This window comes from Pseudomonas sp. efr-133-TYG-5 (assembly GCF_030209175.1).
Taxonomy (GTDB): domain Bacteria; phylum Pseudomonadota; class Gammaproteobacteria; order Pseudomonadales; family Pseudomonadaceae; genus Aquipseudomonas.
This window is the reverse complement of sequence record NZ_JARVSM010000001.1, coordinates 2145193-2162023: the sequence shown is the minus strand read 5'-3', so window position 1 is coordinate 2162023 and position 16831 is coordinate 2145193. Positions and strand designations below refer to the sequence as shown.

At 60.9% G+C, this 16831-nt stretch carries 22 protein-coding genes; 21 read left to right on the top strand and 1 reads right to left on the bottom strand.

The window, feature by feature from the left end; translation table 11 throughout:
- Positions 1 to 253: 253 nt before the first annotated feature.
- From QRN70_RS09880 to QRN70_RS09870, 3 genes are all read left to right on the top strand, one after another.
- Entirely contained in the window at positions 254 to 679 is a 426-nt protein-coding gene (locus QRN70_RS09880; RefSeq protein ID WP_285417356.1) for a tail fiber assembly protein, read from the top strand.
- 272 nt (positions 680 to 951) lie between these two features.
- Complete coding sequence (locus tag QRN70_RS09875) at positions 952 to 1290, top strand: phage holin family protein (RefSeq protein WP_285417355.1); 339 nt, start codon at positions 952 to 954, stop codon at positions 1288 to 1290.
- 218 nt (positions 1291 to 1508) lie between these two features.
- Positions 1509 to 2648, top strand: coding sequence for a colicin-like pore-forming protein (locus QRN70_RS09870; RefSeq protein ID WP_285417354.1), 1140 nt, complete (start codon positions 1509 to 1511; stop codon positions 2646 to 2648).
- Here QRN70_RS09870 and QRN70_RS27715 read toward each other — a convergent pair.
- Positions 2645 to 3013, bottom strand: coding sequence for a colicin E1 family microcin immunity protein (locus QRN70_RS27715; protein ID WP_502941551.1), 369 nt, complete (start codon positions 3011 to 3013; stop codon positions 2645 to 2647). The genes QRN70_RS09870 and QRN70_RS27715 overlap by 4 nt on opposite strands.
- A gap of 159 nt (positions 3014 to 3172) precedes the next feature.
- Here QRN70_RS27715 and QRN70_RS09865 point away from each other — a divergent pair, with 159 nt between their 5' ends.
- The 18 genes from QRN70_RS09865 to recA all read left to right on the top strand — a co-directional run bounded on the left by QRN70_RS09865 (position 3173) and on the right by recA (position 16824).
- Positions 3173 to 3757, top strand: a complete 585-nt coding sequence (locus tag QRN70_RS09865; protein ID WP_285417352.1) for a phage tail terminator protein — start codon at positions 3173 to 3175, stop codon at positions 3755 to 3757.
- Positions 3754 to 3933 (top strand): DUF2635 domain-containing protein, encoded by a 180-nt coding sequence (locus tag QRN70_RS09860; protein ID WP_285417351.1) that lies wholly within the window; start codon positions 3754 to 3756, stop codon positions 3931 to 3933. Before QRN70_RS09865 ends, QRN70_RS09860 begins: the two co-directional genes overlap by 4 nt.
- On the top strand, positions 3933 to 5429 hold the full coding sequence (locus QRN70_RS09855; protein ID WP_285417349.1) for a phage tail sheath subtilisin-like domain-containing protein: 1497 nt from the start codon (positions 3933 to 3935) through the stop codon (positions 5427 to 5429). The genes QRN70_RS09860 and QRN70_RS09855 overlap by 1 nt, the downstream gene beginning before the upstream one ends.
- A 66-nt stretch (positions 5430 to 5495) precedes the next feature.
- Positions 5496 to 5843 (top strand): phage tail tube protein, encoded by a 348-nt coding sequence (locus QRN70_RS09850; RefSeq protein ID WP_047601245.1) that lies wholly within the window; start codon positions 5496 to 5498, stop codon positions 5841 to 5843.
- Complete coding sequence (locus QRN70_RS09845) at positions 5840 to 6136, top strand: phage tail assembly protein (protein ID WP_285417347.1); 297 nt, start codon at positions 5840 to 5842, stop codon at positions 6134 to 6136. The genes QRN70_RS09850 and QRN70_RS09845 overlap by 4 nt, the downstream gene beginning before the upstream one ends.
- A gap of 130 nt (positions 6137 to 6266) precedes the next feature.
- Entirely contained in the window at positions 6267 to 7757 is a 1491-nt protein-coding gene (locus QRN70_RS09840; protein WP_285417345.1) for a phage tail tape measure protein, read from the top strand.
- Positions 7744 to 8979 (top strand): DNA circularization protein, encoded by a 1236-nt coding sequence (locus QRN70_RS09835; protein WP_285417343.1) that lies wholly within the window; start codon positions 7744 to 7746, stop codon positions 8977 to 8979. The genes QRN70_RS09840 and QRN70_RS09835 overlap by 14 nt, the downstream gene beginning before the upstream one ends.
- Positions 8980 to 8982: 3 nt before the next feature.
- Positions 8983 to 10026 (top strand): phage baseplate assembly protein, encoded by a 1044-nt coding sequence (locus QRN70_RS09830; RefSeq protein WP_285417342.1) that lies wholly within the window; start codon positions 8983 to 8985, stop codon positions 10024 to 10026.
- Positions 10027 to 10185: 159 nt separating this feature from the next.
- Complete coding sequence (locus QRN70_RS09825) at positions 10186 to 10695, top strand: phage baseplate assembly protein V (protein WP_285417340.1); 510 nt, start codon at positions 10186 to 10188, stop codon at positions 10693 to 10695.
- Positions 10695 to 11093 (top strand): phage GP46 family protein, encoded by a 399-nt coding sequence (locus tag QRN70_RS09820; RefSeq protein WP_285417339.1) that lies wholly within the window; start codon positions 10695 to 10697, stop codon positions 11091 to 11093. The genes QRN70_RS09825 and QRN70_RS09820 overlap by 1 nt, the downstream gene beginning before the upstream one ends.
- The gene (locus tag QRN70_RS09815; protein ID WP_285417337.1) at positions 11083 to 12126 is read left to right on the top strand and encodes a baseplate J/gp47 family protein; all 1044 of its coding nucleotides are present in this window, start codon (positions 11083 to 11085) and stop codon (positions 12124 to 12126) included. Before QRN70_RS09820 ends, QRN70_RS09815 begins: the two co-directional genes overlap by 11 nt.
- A complete protein-coding gene (locus QRN70_RS09810) occupies positions 12114 to 12713 on the top strand; it encodes a YmfQ family protein (protein WP_285417335.1) in 600 nt (199 codons plus the stop codon). Before QRN70_RS09815 ends, QRN70_RS09810 begins: the two co-directional genes overlap by 13 nt.
- Before the next feature lie 11 nt (positions 12714 to 12724).
- Positions 12725 to 13804, top strand: coding sequence for a hypothetical protein (locus tag QRN70_RS09805; protein WP_285417333.1), 1080 nt, complete (start codon positions 12725 to 12727; stop codon positions 13802 to 13804).
- Between the two features lie 12 nt (positions 13805 to 13816).
- Positions 13817 to 13999 (top strand): hypothetical protein, encoded by a 183-nt coding sequence (locus QRN70_RS09800; RefSeq protein ID WP_285417331.1) that lies wholly within the window; start codon positions 13817 to 13819, stop codon positions 13997 to 13999.
- 68 nt (positions 14000 to 14067) lie between these two features.
- On the top strand, positions 14068 to 14616 hold the full coding sequence (locus QRN70_RS09795; RefSeq protein WP_285418065.1) for a glycoside hydrolase family 19 protein: 549 nt from the start codon (positions 14068 to 14070) through the stop codon (positions 14614 to 14616).
- On the top strand, positions 14595 to 15113 hold the full coding sequence (locus tag QRN70_RS09790; RefSeq protein ID WP_285417330.1) for a lysis system i-spanin subunit Rz: 519 nt from the start codon (positions 14595 to 14597) through the stop codon (positions 15111 to 15113). Before QRN70_RS09795 ends, QRN70_RS09790 begins: the two co-directional genes overlap by 22 nt.
- Positions 15114 to 15181: 68 nt before the next feature.
- The gene (locus tag QRN70_RS09785) at positions 15182 to 15682 is read left to right on the top strand and encodes a CinA family protein (protein WP_285417328.1); all 501 of its coding nucleotides are present in this window, start codon (positions 15182 to 15184) and stop codon (positions 15680 to 15682) included.
- An 83-nt stretch (positions 15683 to 15765) separates the two neighbouring features.
- Complete coding sequence (gene recA, locus QRN70_RS09780; RefSeq protein ID WP_285417327.1) at positions 15766 to 16824, top strand: recombinase RecA; 1059 nt, start codon at positions 15766 to 15768, stop codon at positions 16822 to 16824.
- Positions 16825 to 16831: the final 7 nt, after the last annotated feature.

The following is a 16831-nucleotide window of genomic DNA, read 5'->3' as shown; positions in this document are numbered from 1 at the left end:
TGCAGCGTAAAGCACCAAAAGCAGTTATCCGGCGGGCAGGGACCGCGGTCGGAAAAACAATTTGAATGGACTCGTACCGCGCCAGTAGCGCCGAAAAGTCAGCTTCCTTCACGCATACAGGATTTGAAGGAAGGCGAAGGAGCGCATTACTGAAAAGCCTGGCGGGTGACTGCCGGGCTTTTTGGAATGCCTACCTGATGCAGGCAGAGAACCCCATTGGCCGAACAATCGGCAATCAATAAGGACATTATGAATGAGCATGAAAAAATACGCCCGTGTAGTGAATGGCAGAGTCGACAACATTTTCGAAACGGTAAACCCGATTAGCGAAGAGTTCGCACCGCAACAAGTCTGGGTTGATATCACCGGCCGTGACGTTTATCAGGTCGACTACGACTACATCGCTACCAACTACAACGGCGTATGGACGTTCAACTCCGAGTTCCCTTGGTCGCAGTCGGAGCTGGGTAAAAAACTGCGGGAGGAAAAAGCCAAGCGTTTCGACAGTGTGGTGGCGAATCTGGCCGCCACGGATCTGCAAGCCAAGGTCGACCTGGGCATCGCTACGGCGGCCGAAACAGCCTATCTGACGGCTTTGAACGAATATTTCGTCGCGTTCATGCAAGTCAATAAACAGCCTGGTTATCCACACACAATCACTTGGCCGCAGTTGCCGTGAGGCATCCGCTACACACGTCAACAAAAGCGCATATTGCTTTGAAGCCCGGCCTTGCGTCGGGCATTTTCGAAGTGACTGTTGGCCGTCATGGCCTTGCTTCCATCGACTGGCAGGTAGCGCCTTTCCCCTTTAACTAAACCAGCCGAGACGTTCCTGGAGCGCATTACTGAAAAGCCCGGCGGGTGACTGCCGGGCTTTTTGGAATGCCTGCCTCAAGAGAAACCGTTTGATCCCAACACACACCACTCATCCATCACCCCAGGAGGCGTGACATGACAAACGAGCAACAAGCGTTGGCGGACATGCCAATCTGGCTGGTCATCCTGCTCGCCCTGGTCGGCGGCGTTTCCGGGGAAATGTGGCGCGCCGACAAGGAGGGCGCGCGGGGCTGGGCGCTGATGCGGCGCCTGGCTTTACGTTCCGGGGCCTGCGTCATCTGCGGTGTGTCGGCAATCATGCTGCTGTATGCCGCCGGCATGTCGATCTGGGCGGCTTGCGCGATTGGCTGCCTGACGGCAATGGCCGGCGCCGACGTCGCCATCGGCCTCTACGAACGCTGGGCCGCCAAGCGCATCGGCGTCTGCGAAGTGCCGCCGCGCGATCCGCAGTAATCGCGCACTTATCTGATTTACCGAATCGCACTGACACAGGTTGATCCAATCATTGAGCGGTGGGCTTAGTTCGAAGGCAACGCACCAAGGGCGATTAATGAGAGTGACGTTTATCGATGTAAATCCGCATTTCATATCTCCCCTGGGTGTAGTAAAAATTCGATTAATACAATGGTGGGTAAATGATTTGCTCGCTTCGAAAAAAAAGGAAAGTAAGAGTGACAATTGAACTGGCTACAACAGTTATTTATGCCGACGGGACACACGAGTTCATTGGCAGCACCACCTCAACACGAGGCAGTATTCTCGGGAATTACCCGTTGGGTAATCCGATGCAGGGATTTGTCATTGCAATCGAGGCTGATTATAACGAGCGAAAGCTGAATATGGAGCCGAGGCTCCAGGCGGAGCTGGATCAGTTTTCGGCGACCTATCCAGCATTGGTTAATCCTACGCCGGATGCCTGGCTTGAAAGAGCCTTGACAGTTGTCAGTGCCATGCTGAATCAGAAAAATATTTTGCTCAAACAGGAAGTGCTTTTAACTAAGGGGGCTCCTTCGCTCGGCACTTTGCAAGCAATGTATAACGCCAATATCCTCAATGATCAGATAGGTAGTCTTCAGACTCGGTTGAATACGTTGAATGCTGAGATCGCGCGACGTCAGGCCGAGGCCGAGAGACAGCGCCAAGCTGAGGAGGCTCGACAAGCTGAAGCTCGTAGGCAAGCAGAAGAACTAGCCAGACAACAAGCGGAAGCCCAACGTAAGGCTGAAGAGGAGGCCAAGCGACTTGCCGAGCAAAAGGCTGCCGAAATCGATTATCAGGGAGCCTTGAAGTTCACAGTCGATTTTTATGAAAAGCTATCCGAAAATTTTGGTGCCAGGTTCTCGGCGTCAGCTCAGGAACTGGCGGTTGAGGCGCAAGGAAAGACCATTCGTAGCGCTGAACAGGGGATTGCTGCCTTTGACAAATACAAAGATGGTTTGAACAAGAAGTTCAGCATTCAGGACCGAGCGGCAATAGCGTCAGCTCTGGACTCTTTGAATCATGCTGAACTGGGCAAAAACCTCAGCCAGTTCGCCAAAGGCTTTGGATACACCGGGAAGCTGCTTGATGCAAAAGACCTTATTGTCGAAATCAAACAAGGTTATCAAACAGGCGAATGGAGCGCGGTTTTCTTAAAGGTCGAGACACTTGCTCTGGGTGCTGCGGCGACCGCACTGCTTACGTTTGTCTTTGCGCTGACGGCTACCAGCGGAATGACCATTTTGGGCTTTTCGATGTTGGTTGCGATTAGCGGTGCCCTGATTAATGACGCGCAGGTAAAAAAGCTGAATGAGGCGATAATGGCGCTTTAATCATCTTTTCTTCCGGTTTTCGACAGGGCGGGAGATTTATATATAGTCAGGTAAATCAGGTACGCACCACCCAACGGAATGGCGGAGGCAATGCACAATATCCAGAATATTGCGTACATGCCATTTTTTCCTGGATTCTCTATAAATAAACCCCGTGTCCAGAATGCTGGAGATGTAAACGATAAGAAGAACCGCTCAATCAGTCTTTTCGAAAAAGGAAAGAGAACAGTGCTTGTTATCATGATGAGTAAGAAATAAAGATTTTCCTGCCTGGAACTGGTGTTGTTGTGAAACCAGGTAAATATGGATATCGCCAGTAACGCCAGGGAGATCAATAAGTTTTTAAAGTAGTAAGTCCGGTCCATGGCGATATTTCTAATTGCAGAGATTGGCGTGAAATATAACTGCTCCGGCCTGTTGATTCAAGGTTTGTGCGGACATCGGTTTTTGCGAAGTTTAGATCCAATAAATACCTTTTGAACCCGCTCTCTCAACGCGGGTTTTTTATTGCCCGGTGAAATGCCATGAAAATTTCGTCTGTGATCACGCAGTTGCGTAATCAATGCCCAACCTTGGGCAATCGAATCACCGCAGGTTTCGACCTTGTAGCGCTACAGGCCAGCGGTCCCGTTGCGATGCCCGCTGCCTACACGATGCAAGTGACCGATCTGGCCAGCAACAGCACCGCACAAAACCTCACCGCCCAACCGATCCGCGACCGCTTCGAAATCGTCCTCGCGCTTGACGCAACCGACGCTACAAAAGCGCTGGATCTGTTGCACGACCTGCGCGCCGAACTGTGGCGCGCGCTGGTGGGGTTCAAGCCGGGCAGCGACTACAGCGCCATCGTCTATGACGGCGGCGAGATGGTCGAGATCAACAACAGCCGGGCCTTCTACCGGCTGCGCTTTTTTGCCGAGTTCCAGCTCGGCCGCAATCTGCCAAGTCAGCCTGCGGAGAGTTGGCACGAACGCGAACTGGACGGTTTGGCGTCCTTTACCGGGGCCACCGTGCGGGTCGATGCGATCGACCCGGCCGACCCCAACCTGAAACACCCGGGCCCCGACGGGCGCGTGGAACTGACTTTCTCTGGAGACGTAACCCCATGAGCAATCGCATCACCGTATTGCCGGCCGCTGGCCGCGCCGTGCCGGACCCGGAAGCGGGCGACCTGCTGCCCCTCGAAGGCCGCGAAGTGCTGGACAGCGCCTGGTGGCGCCGGCGTCTGGCCGACGGCGACATCACCCTCAAAACCGCAAAAGCCAAAGCACAGGGAGCCAAATAATGGCGATCGGATTCAGCAACATCCCCGCGGACATTCGTGTACCGCTGTTCTATGCCGAAATGGACAACTCGGCCGCCAATAGCGCGACTTCGGCCATGCGCCGTCTGATCGTCGCTCAGGTCAACGACAACATCGCCCCGAGCGAAGTCGGCAAACTGGTGCTGGTCTCCAGCGTCGCGCTGGCGAAAAGCATCGGTGGCCAAGGCTCGATGCTCGCTTCGATGTACGAGACCTTCCGCAAGGCTGACCCGATCGGCGAGATCTGGTGCCTGCCGCTGCACAACAGCGAGGGCGCCATCGCCAAAGGCGTGCTGACCCTGACCGGCACTGCGACTCAGGCTGGCGTGCTCAACCTGTACGTCGGCGGTGTGCGGGTGCAGGCCTCCGTGGTCAACGGTGCCACCGCTGCTCAGGCCGCCACCGCGCTGGCACAGAAAATCAACGCCACGGCCGATCTGCCGGTGAGCGCGGCGGCTGCCGAAGGTGTGGTCACCCTGAACGCCAAATGGACCGGCGACAGCGGCAACGACATCAGCCTGCAGTTCAATCGCCTGGGCAAGAGCAACGGCGAAGAAACCCCGGCCGGCCTGACCACCGCGATCACCGCCATGACCGGCGGCGCCGGTGTGCCGGACCAGGTGGCAGCCGTGGCTGCACTGGGTGACGAGCCGTTCGAGTTCATCGCGCTGCCGTGGTCGGATCTGTCGACCCTCAACACCTGGCAAGCGGTGATGGATGACAGCAGCGGTCGCTGGTCGTGGGCCACGCAACTGTTCGGTCACGTCTACAGCGCCAAGCGCGGCACCGTCGGCACCCTGGTTGCTGCTGGCCAGGCACGCAACGACCAGCACATGACCATTCAGGCGCTGGAGCCGGGCGTACCGCAACCGGTCTGGGTACAGGCCGCCGCACTCACGGCACGCACCGCGGTGTTCATCTCCGCCGATGCCAGCCGTCCGACCCAGAGCGGCAGCCTGCCGGGCGTTGATCCGGCGCCGGCCAGTGAGCGTTTCACCCTGACCGAGCGTCAGTCGCTGCTCAACTACGGCATCGCTACCGCGTACTACGAAGGCGGTTACGTGCGCATCCAGCGCTCGATCACCACCTACCAGAAGAACGCTTACGGTCAGGCCGACAACTCCTACCTGGACAGCGAAACCATGCACCAGTCGGCGTTCATCGTGCGTCGTCTGCAAAGCGTGATCACCAGCAAATACGGGCGCCACAAACTGGCCTCCGACGGCACTCGTTTCGGCGCCGGCCAGCCGATCGTCACCCCGGCGACCATTCGCGGCGAGCTGATCGCCCAGTACGCCAAGCTGGAACTGGAAGGCCACGTAGAAAACGCCGAGCTGTTCGCCGAGCACCTGATCGTCGAGCGCGACGTGCAGGACCCGAGCCGTGTGAACGTGCTGTTCCCGCCGGATTACATCAACGGTCTGCGCGTGTTCGCACTGCTCAACCAATTCCGTCTGCAATACGACGACGCGGCCTGATCACCGCGGTGGCCGCAAGCATTCAGCCCACCTCGGTGGGCTTTTTTATTTGAAGGGAGTAACACCATGGGTCAAGTGATTGCAGGCACCTGCTACGTCAAGGTCGACGGCGCGCAACTGACTATCAACGGCGGCTGCGAAGCCCCGCTGATGGCCGTCAAACGCGAAACCGTCGTACCCGGTTTCTACAAGGAAACCGATATCGCGCCGTCGTTCAAAGTGACCGCGCTGCACACCGCCGACTTTCCGCTGAAGAAGCTGATCGAAGGCACCGACATCACCGTCACCTGCGAATTCAGCAACGGCAAGGTCTACGTACTGGCCGGTGCCTACCTGGTCGAAGAGCCGGTTTCCAAGGGCGATGACGCCACCATCGAACTGAAATTCGAAGGCATCAAGGGGACCTGGCAATGAGCGGCGCCGTGAAGCTTCAGGTTGCGATCGAAGCTCACGGCGAGCCCCTGAGCGAACTCGTCCTGCGCCGTCCGACGGTGCAGGAAGTGCGAGCGATCAAGGCGCTGCCGTACAAGATCGACAAGAGCGAAGAAGTCAGCCTCGACATGGATGTGGCGGCCAAATACATCGCTGTGTGCGCCGGTATTCCACCGTCGTCGGTCAACCAGCTCGATCTGGCTGACCTCAATGCGCTGAGCTGGGCCGTTGCGAGTTTTTTCATGAGTGCGGCGTCGGAGCCATCACCGACCTGATCGCAGTCGCCTATGACCTGGCCTGGTTCTGGAAGGTTGACCCCGAACAGATGATGGCCAGGCCACTGGATGTGCTCCGCGAATCGCTGGAGCACGCGCAACGGATCAATGCGATGCAGCAGGTGCAGTGATGGCAGACGAAGAAAAGCAAGTGAAGACGCCGGTGCTGATCACGGGCGTCGATGAACTGTCGCCCAAACTCGGCGCCCTTCGGGCAACCGTCGAGCGCTTCAAGAAAAATCTCGAACAGACCGGCCTGGGCAAACTCGACATCAGTGGTCTGTTCAAGGGCGGCAGCGTGATCACGCCGTTCGTGGACGGGATCAAATCGGCGGCGGCGTTCCAGGGCAAATTGACCGAAGTCAGCGCGACGGCGAAAACCGTCGACCTGCCCGCCGCGCCGACAGTCGCCGCGCAAAACCTCAACGTGTTCAGCGCGTCGATGGAAAAGGTTTCCACGGCGGTCAATGCCGCGTTGGTGCCCGCCGTCGGCGCTGTGGTCGTCGGCCTTGAGCCCTTGATGACCGGGGTGGGCAGTCTGCTCAATGACAACCCGCAGCTGGTCCAGGGGCTGGCGGCGGGGGCCATTGCCTTTTCGGCGATGCAAACCGCCGTGGCCGGGGCGACGCAGGTGCTGGGTGTGATGAGCCTGGTGCTCAAGACCAACCCGATCATGCTGATCGCCACGGGCATCGCTGTTGCCGCGGGGCTGATCATTGCCAACTGGGCGCCGATATCGACGTTTTTTGCCGGACTCTGGCAAAAGGTTGTCGCGTCTTGGGCACCCGTCAGCGAACTGTTCTCGACGATGTTCGCGCGGGTCAGAGCGGTGGTCAGTGCCGGTTTCGAATTCCTTCAGGCGTGGTTTGCCTGGACGCCCTACGGAATGATCCTGAATAACTGGGGTGCGATTACCGGCCTGTTCGCGGCGATCTGGGACCTGCTCATGGCGCTGACCGTGCCGGTGAAGGCGACATTGCGCGAGATGTTCGATTGGGTGCCGATGGACGCCATTGCGGCGGGTTGGGCGCTGATACCGGAGGTCTTTTCCGACTTGTGGGAAGACATCACGCAAGGCGTTGGCGATTTTTTCAGCGGTCTCGGTGAGTGGTTCACCTGGTCGCCGCTGCAGACCCTGAGGGAAACCTGGGACGCGGTGAGCGGTTACTTCAGCGGCAAAGTGGCAGAAATCAGCGCCATCATGGCGCCGATCCAGGCGCTGCTGGGTGGCAGCGTCGGTGGCTTCATCGCCAAGATCACCGGCAGGGTCGAAAGCTACACCGAGGCGCAAAACCGCGCCAATGCCGAAGGCAAAGGTGAGTTCGCGCCATTTTTCGCGGGTGCTCGCGACGCGGCGACCCCTGCGTTGTCGGCCAGCGGCAGTCTGCCGCAGGTGTCGGCGCAGCACTCCGCTTCGCTGACCCAGACCTCCAGCGCGCTGATCCAGCAAAGCGCGGCCAACAACCGCACGCAACTCGAAGGCGGCCTGACCGTGCGCTTCGAAAATGCACCGGCGGGCCTGCGCACCGATCAACCGCAAACCAATCAACCTGGCCTGGCGCTGTCTTCGCGCATCGGCTACCGCTCGCTGTCGGCAGGAGGTTCCAATGAACTGGCGTGACCGTTTGTTGCCGGCATCGTTTCGCGGTGTCGGGTTCTGGATCGATCAGGCGAAAACCCCGGTCGGCCGCAAAGGTCAGTTGCACGAGTATCCGCAACGCGACCTGCCGTATTTCGAGGATCTCGGCCAACAGGCCAAGATCCACGACATCACGGCGTTCATCATCGGCGCCGATTGCCTGGAGCAGCGCGACAAGCTGCTCAAGGCCTTGGAGGCGGGCAGTGGTGAACTGGTGCATCCGTGGCTCGGACGCCTGCAAGTCAAGGTCGGCGAGTGCGACATGAGCCACACCCGCCAGGACGGCGGGCTGGTGACCTTCACGCTGAAGTTCTACCCCGACCTGCCGCTGCCGTTTCCGACCGCCACAGTGAGTACGCAGAAAGTCCTCCTGGCCAAGGCGGATACGTTGCTCGGTTCGGCGGTGGCGCGTTTCGAACAGGCGATGACCCTGATCAAGGCGGCGCGGATCGGCATCACCAATCTGCGCAACAGCCTCACCGGCGTGTACGACGTGATCAAGGAGCAACTCAAGCCGCTGATCGCCCAGTACAAGCAGATCACCGAGCTGGTCCGCGCGGTGAAGGAGTTGCCCAGGGAAGTGGCGGCGGAGTTCAAGGGCCTGCTTGGCGATATCCAGGAGCTCAAGGCGTTTGCGAAGGAGGGTTACCGTGGCGTGATTGCCGACGTTTCCCAGCAACTCGAAGCCATTCGCAAAGCCGATGCGCCGAAGATCACCACCGGCAAGGACACCAACGCGGCGGCGCAGGCCCTGGCCGATCTGGTGCAGGACACGCTGATCGTCAAGGTGGCGCAATGGGTCGCCTCGATGCCGGTGGCGTCGACGCCGGTGAAACTGGCCGCGACGCCTTCGCTGGACCAGCAGGCGAAGCAGCCGGTCAGCCGCCAGCAAGTGCCGGTCACCGATGATCTGCAGGCGCTGCAGAAAGACTTGAGCGACGCCCTGCAACGAGCTCAGGACAAGGCCGATCCTGCGCACTACCAGGCCATCAGCGATGTCAAGGAAGCGCTGATCGCGCACCTCAAGGCTGTGGCTTCGTCCGGCGTGCGCCTGGTCAGCAAAACCTTTCAGGAAAGCTTTCCCGCCGTGGTCGTGGCCTATCGGCAGTTTGCCGATGCCACCCGGGTCACTGAAGTCGTTCAGCGTAACGATCTGACGCATCCGGGATTCGCCCCCAACGATGTCAAAGTCTCCAGGGAGTGAGTCATGAGTGAAATGGACAATCGCGTCACGCTGACCGTTGGCGACATGGAATACGGCGGCTGGAAAAGTGTGCAGATCAGCGCGGACCTGGAGCGCCAGTTCCGCACTTTCAAACTCGACATCACCTGGCAATGGCCGGGGCAGACGGTAGACAAACCGATCAAGCCTGGCGACCCGTGCGAAGTGAAGATCGGTCAGGACCTGGTGCTCACCGGCTATGTGTTCAAAGCCCCGATCAGCTACGACGGACGCCAGATCAGCCTGAGCATCGAGGGCAGTTCCTGTACCCAGGACCTGGTGGACTGTGCTGCGATCAACCGTCCGAACCAGTGGAAGGACCAACCGATGCTGAGCATCGTCGAGGCCTTGGCGTCGTCCTACAAGGTCAAGGTGGTCAGCGAGATTGCTGAAACCACACGATTGGGCAGTTACACCCTCGTGCCGGGGGAAACGGTTTTTCAATCGATCGATCGTCTGCTTTCGCTGTTTCGGGTGTTCTCCACCGACGATGCAGCAGGACGGCTGGTACTGGCCAGACCTGGCAGCGCTGGTCGGGCCAGTGATGCGCTGGAGCTGGGCAAGAACATCCTCTCGGCCAACGCGCCGATGGATTACAGCCAGGTGTTCTCTGAGTACCGGGTCATAGGCCAGCAGAAAGGCAACGATCAGAAAAGTGGCGCGGCGGTCAGCGAGATTGAATCGATTGCCACGGATCTGGGCTACAAGCGTCGCCGCGTCACCGTGATCAACGAGGGCCTGCAGATCAATCCTGATCTGTCGCTCAAACGGGCGCTCTGGGAAAGCGCCACGCGCGTTGGCCGGGCGCAGACCACCACCTATCAGGTGCAGGGCTGGCGCCAGTCCAATGGCGATCTGTGGCGCCACAACACGCTGGTGAAGGTCAAGGATCCGGTACTCGGCTTTGACGGCGACATGCTGATCTCCAAAGTCACCTATTCACTGTCGGCGCAAGGCTCGGTGACCACGCTGCAAGTGGCGCCAGCGCATACCTTCGATCCTGATCCAACGCCCCTGAAAAAAACCTGAGCCTGACACCGAAACCGACTGGCATCACCTGATCCTGTGGGAGCGGGCTTGCCCGCGATAGCGGTGGTTACCGCAAACACTTCTTTGCCTGACACACCGCCATCGCGGGCAAGCCCGCTCCCACAGGTTTTGTGTTGGCAAAGTATCGAGGATCAATTCATGAGCCTACTGACACGCCTGCTGGCGCGCGGCACCGTCGTGCTCGCCCACTCGGCATCCAAGCTGCAATCGCTGCAGATGCGCCTCACCGCCGGTGAAGTGAACGACGACCTGGAGCACTTCGAACCCTACGGTTTCACCAGCAACCCGCTGGCCGGCGCCGAAGGCATCGTCACGTTTCTCGGTGGCGATCGTTCCCATGCCATCGCCCTGGTGGTCGCCGACCGCCGTTATCGCCTGCAGTCACTGGCCTCGGGCGAAGTGGCGATCTACACCGACGAGGGCGACAAAATTCACTTCAAGCGCGGACGGATCATCGACATCGAAACCGCCACCCTGAACATCCGCGCCAGCGGCGCGGTGAATTTCGACACGCCGGTGATCAACCAGACCGGCAGGATCGTTTCCAGCGGTGATCAACTCGCCGCTGGCATCAGTCAGATCAAACACGTGCACGTTGGCGTGCAGGCCGGCAGCGGCCAGACCGGTGCGCCGGCAGGAGGCCAATGATGTTCGTCAGCCCCAACCTCCACGCCGCACTGACCCGCGCCGTGCTCATCAGTCTGTTCACCTGGCGCCGCGCCGCCGATGACGACGCCCTCGATGACGAGGAGCGCTTCGGCTGGTGGGGCGACAGCTTTCCCACCGTCGCCGACGATCGCATCGGTTCGCGGCTGTGGCTTTTGCGTCGGGTCAAGCTGACCCGACAGACGCAGATGGACGCCGAGTTCTATGCCCGCGAAGCCTTGCAATGGCTGATCGACGACGGCCACTGCAGCGCCATCGACATCATCAGCGAACGCCTCGACGCCCAGCGCCTGAACCTGCGCACGGTCCTGACCCTGGCCGACGGCGAACGCCTGGACATCAATCCCGATAACAGTTGGCAGGTGATCTATGCCGTTTGAAACCCCTTCGCTGCCGGTGCTGATCAAACGCACCCAAAGCGACCTGGCCGGCGATGCGCTGCGCCAGTCCGATGCGCAAGTCTTGGCCCGCACACTTGGCGGCGCCGCCTATGGTCTGTACGGCTACCTCGACTGGATTGCCAAACAGATCCTGCCCGACAGCGCCGACGAGTCGACCGTGGAACGGATCGCCGCGCTGCGTCTGAACCAGCCGCGTAAAGCGGCACAAGTCGCTACCGGCAGTGTCAGGTTCAGCGCCACGGCCGGGGCGCTGCTCGACGTCGATACGCTGCTGCAGGCCAGCGATGGCCGGACCTTCCGCGTCACCGCTGCACGCACCACAGTCAGTGGCGTCAACAGCACCACGATCGCTGCGCTCGAGGCCGGCAGCCTGGGCAATGCCGATGCGGGACTGGCGCTGACCCCGGTGCAACCGATTGCCGGCATCGTCGGCAGCAGCTTCGTGGTGGCGCCGCCGGGCCTCAGTGGCGGGGTGGCGCGAGAAAGTCTGGAGTCGCTGCGCGCACGGGTGATCCGCTCCTATCGGCTGATTCCCCACGGCGGTTCGGCCAGCGACTACGAGACCTGGGCGCTGGAAGTGCCGGGCGTGACCCGCGCCTGGTGCCGGGGCGGTTTTCTCGGGCCGGGCACGGTCGGCGTGTACATCATGCGCGACGACGATCCGCAACCGGTGCCGAACGCCGAACAACTCGCCGAGGTTCAGGCGTACATCGAACCGCTGCGCCCGGTGACGGCCGAAGTGCATGTGCGGCCACCGATTCAGGTGCCGGTCACCTATCGCCTGACGCTGACCCCCGACACCAGTGCCGTGCGCGCTGCGGTCGAAACGCAATTGCGCGACCTGCACAACCGCGAGGCCGACCTTGGCCAGGATCTGCTGATCAGCCATATCCGCGAAGCCATCAGCAGCGCCGCCGGTGAAACCGACCACGTGCTGACGGCACCCGTGGCGAACGTCACCGCCAACGACAGCGAGCTGCTGACCTTCGGAGGCTGCGTATGGGGGGCATAAGAACCGCCGCACAGTACCAGGCGCAGCTGCGGGCGCTGCTGCCTGCCGGCCCGGCGTGGGACGCGGAGCGCGTGCCCGAGCTCGAGGACGTGTTGCGCGGCGTCGCCGTCGAACTGGCGCGCCTCGACACCCGTGCCGCCGACCTGCTCAACGAGATGGACCCGGCCGGCGTCAGCGAACTGGTGCCGGACTGGGAGCGGGTGATGGCCTTGCCTGATCCGTGCCTGGGCCCCAAACCGCTCTTCGGCGATCGCCGGATCGCGGTGCGCGAGCGGCTTACCGCCGTGGGCGCACAGAACGCTGCGTACTTCATCGAAATCGCCCGCAGCCAAGGCTATCCCAACGCGTCGGTCACCGAGTTCGAAGTATCCCGAATGGGGCGCTCGCGCTTTGGCAGAGCGCGTTTTGGCAGCTGGCGTGCGCAATACATCTGGGTGCTCAACACCGGCGGGCGCCAGAGCCTGGGCCGGCGGTTCGGGGTGAGCTACTGGGGTGAGCGCTTCGGCGTCAATCCAGGCAGCGCACTGGAGTGCCTCATCCACCGCAGTGCACCGGCGCACACATTGGTGTTCATCAATTACAACTGAAGGATCGAATCATGGATTTTCCAAAAAGCGTACCCGGTATCGGCCTGGTCAATGGCAAGTTTGCCGATGAAAACATCGTCACCGGTACGCCCGGATCGTTGATCCCGGCTGCGTGGGGCAACAACGTGACCAGCGAAATACTCGGTGTCATCACCGAAGCCGGCAATACCCCGGACGAAGCGGACAGCGCTCAGCTGAAAAAATCGATCGTCAGCCTGATCGCCAACCAGACCAGGCAGGCCACCGAGGCGACGCAGGGATCGGTGAAGATCGCCACCCAGCAGAAAGTCGCTGCGGCGACTGACGATGAAAGTGCGGTGACGCCCCTCAAACTCGAGCAGCGCCTGTTGACGGCGCTGCCATTGGCGGGCGCTGCCACCAACCTGAAGATGTTTATTCCGGCCGACTCCAAGATCGCCACCATGACCGCCGATGAAATCATCGTCAGTACGGTCCTGGGGCGCTCCTATCGCCTGAGCAACTTCAACCGGACGATCAACCTGGCCGCCGCCGGTGCCGGTGGTACGGATAACGGTGCTGTCGTGGCCAACGGTTATGTCGCCCTGTACGCCATCTACAACCCGAGCACGGCGACGTCGGCCCTGATGGCGGTCAATTCGACCGGTGTCGTCGCTCCGCGAATCTACAGCAGCACCTCCATGCCTGCCGGTTATACCGCCTCGGCGCTGGTCAGTGTGCTGGCGACCAACGCGGCAGGGCAGATGCGCGTGGCGTATCAGATGGGGCGGCAGATCACCATCGAGAACCGCGTGCTCTACAACACAACGGTCGGCAGTACGGTCATGACGGGGGTCAATATCGCCGGCTATGTACCGCCCAATGCGACCCACGTCGGGCTGTACATGTCCGCGATGCAAACCCAGGCCGGGATTGGTGTCGGCATGTCCGTAGCGCCGCTGGCCAGTGGCGCTTTCCAGGTCGCCACCGCATCGGCTGCAGTGTCGAATCAGTTTTCCACGACCAGTACCTCGGTGATGATGCCGCTGCTGGTTCAGCAAACCATCTACGTCACGTTCGCCAATACCAACGCCGGGGGCTTCAACATTGTCACCGGCAGTTACTACATCTGAGAGGTCAGCCCCATGTCTATCATCTACGTGCAATTTACCGATGAGCAGCAAACCGCTATCCAGTCGACGTTCTCCTGCCCGCAGGATCCTGTCACCTGGCTCCGGCAAGGGCAGGTCGCCGACACCGATTCCCGATATCTTGCGTTCCTCGAGCGCTGCCCCGGGATTGGTGCTCTGCCTGTAGCCGAACAATGAGCGGCGCGGACAACCCGGCCTCGGCGGCGGGTCCCGCAGCGGCCACGCCCCGGCCGCTCACGACGTCGATGCTGCAGGCCATCCTGCCCAACGCCCGCTCCCAAGCGGGCGTTTTTGTTGCTGCGCTGAACAACGCCATGGCCCGCCATCGCATCGATACGGCCAAACGCATCGCGGCGTTTGTGGCGCAGGTCGGTCACGAGTCGGGCCAGTTGCAATACGTGCGCGAGCTGGGCAACAACCAGTACCTGAGCAAGTACGACACCGGCACGCTGGCGCTGCGCCTGGGCAACACGCCGCAGGCTGATGGCGACGGGCAGAAGTACCGCGGCCGCGGGCTGATCCAGATCACCGGGCGCAACAATTACTGGCAGTGCAGCCTCGGCCTGTTCGGCGACGAGCGTCTGCTGGCGTTGCCGGAATTGCTCGAGCAGCCGCAATGGGCGGCTGAGTCCGCCGCGTGGTTCTGGGCGCAGAACGGCCTCAATGAGCTGGCCGACCGCGACCAGTTCAACAGCATCACCCGGCGCATCAACGGCGGGTTGAACGGTCTGCAGGATCGCCTGGAGATCTGGGCGCGGGCGAGGGCGGTGTTATGCCAATCCCCTGGAGACTGATCGGCATCGGGTTGTCCGGCGTATGTTCGGCGGCGCTGGCCTGGCAGTTTCAGGACTGGCGCTATGGCCGGCAACTGGCCGAGCAGGCCCGTTTACACGCCGCCACCCTCAATCAACTGACTCTGACGGCTGCCACCGCGCAACAGGCCGAGCAGGACAAGCGTCTGGCCCTCGAGCAACGGCTCGCGGCCAGTGAACAAACCCACTATCGAGCCATGAGCGATGCCCAACGTGATCAAGATCGCCTGCGCGATCGTCTTGCCACTGCTGATCTGCGCCTGTCAGTCCTCATCGACGCCGGCGATGCTGCCCAAGGCTGCGGGGTGCCGGCCACCGCCGGCGCCGGCGGCGTGGATCATGCAGCCGTACGCGCCCGACTTGACCCGGCGCATGCTCAACGAATTATCGCCATCACCGCCACCGGCGACCGCGGACTGATTGCCTTGCAGGCCTGTCAGGCCTATGTCAGAGCGCTGGCGCCCGAACATTTTGAATGAGTCTGTGTATTGAAAGCGCAACCGGCTCGTGTACGGTGGTAGCCATTCCACCCGATCCGGAGAGCGTCGTGAAAGAGATCACCCAACTGGCTGCCGAACTGGGCCGACGTCTGCAAGTGCTCAACGCCCACGTCACCACGGCCGAGTCGTGTACCGGTGGGGGGATTGCCGAAGCGATCACCCGCATTCCGGGCAGTTCGGCATGGTTCGAGGCCGGTTATGTGACCTACTCCAACCGGCAGAAAACCCAGCAACTGAACGTCCCCGCCGAGCTGTTCGGCACGGTGGGTGCGGTTAGTCGCGAGGTCGTCGAGGCCATGGTGCGCGGCGCCCAGGACAAAAGCCTGGCGCGGTTTGCCGTGGCGGTCAGCGGCGTGGCCGGGCCGGACGGCGGTTCGCCGAACAAACCGGTGGGCACGGTGTGGCTGGCCTGGGGTGTCGGTGATGCGGTTTCCAGCGAGGTGCAGCACTTCCCCGGCAACCGTGACGAGGTGCGCCGACAAACGGTGAAGGCCGCGCTAGAGGGGCTCCTGCGACTAGCGGCACGAGAAATCGAAAATCAGGGGTAGGCGATCCGCGAACGCTGTGGAATAATACTGGCTACTTATACAGGTGTTGGCCGTCAGGCCTTATTGATTACGTGAGGACTTTAATGGACGACAACAAGAAGAAAGCCTTGGCTGCGGCCCTGGGTCAGATCGAACGTCAATTCGGCAAGGGTGCCGTAATGCGTATGGGCGATCAGGACCGTCAGGCGATCCCGGCCATTTCCACCGGCTCTCTGGGGCTGGACATCGCACTCGGCATCGGCGGCCTGCCAAAAGGTCGTATCGTTGAAATCTACGGTCCTGAATCCTCCGGTAAAACCACGCTGACGCTGTCGGTGATCGCCCAGGCGCAAAAAGCCGGCGCGACCTGCGCATTCGTCGACGCCGAACACGCCCTCGACCCCGAGTACGCCGGCAAGCTGGGCGTCAACGTCGACGACCTGCTGGTGTCCCAGCCGGACACCGGCGAACAGGCCCTGGAAATCACCGACATGCTGGTGCGCTCCAACGCCGTTGACGTGATCATCGTCGACTCCGTGGCCGCCCTGGTGCCGAAGGCTGAAATCGAAGGCGAAATGGGTGACATGCACGTGGGCCTGCAAGCCCGTCTGATGTCCCAGGCGCTGCGTAAGATCACCGGTAACATCAAGAACGCCAACTGCCTGGTGATCTTCATCAACCAGATCCGCATGAAGATCGGCGTGATGTTCGGCAGCCCGGAAACCACCACCGGTGGTAACGCGCTGAAGTTCTACGCCTCGGTTCGCCTCGACATCCGCCGTACCGGCGCGGTGAAGGAAGGCGACGAAGTGGTCGGCAGCGAAACCCGCGTCAAGGTTGTGAAGAACAAGGTCGCTTCGCCGTTCCGTCAGGCCGAGTTCCAGATTCTTTACGGCAAGGGCATCTACCTGAACGGCGAGATGATCGACCTGGGCGTGCTGCACGGTTTCGTCGAGAAGTCCGGCGCCTGGTATGCCTATGAAGGCACCAAGATCGGTCAGGGCAAGGCCAACTCGGCCAAGTTCCTGGCGGACAACCCGGAAGTCGCGGCACGTCTTGAGAAGCAACTGCGTGACAAGCTGCTGTCGCCAGCCGTAATCGCTGACTCCAAGGCTTCTGCGGTCAAAGAGACCGAAGACGACCTGGCTGACGCTGACATCTGATTGCACC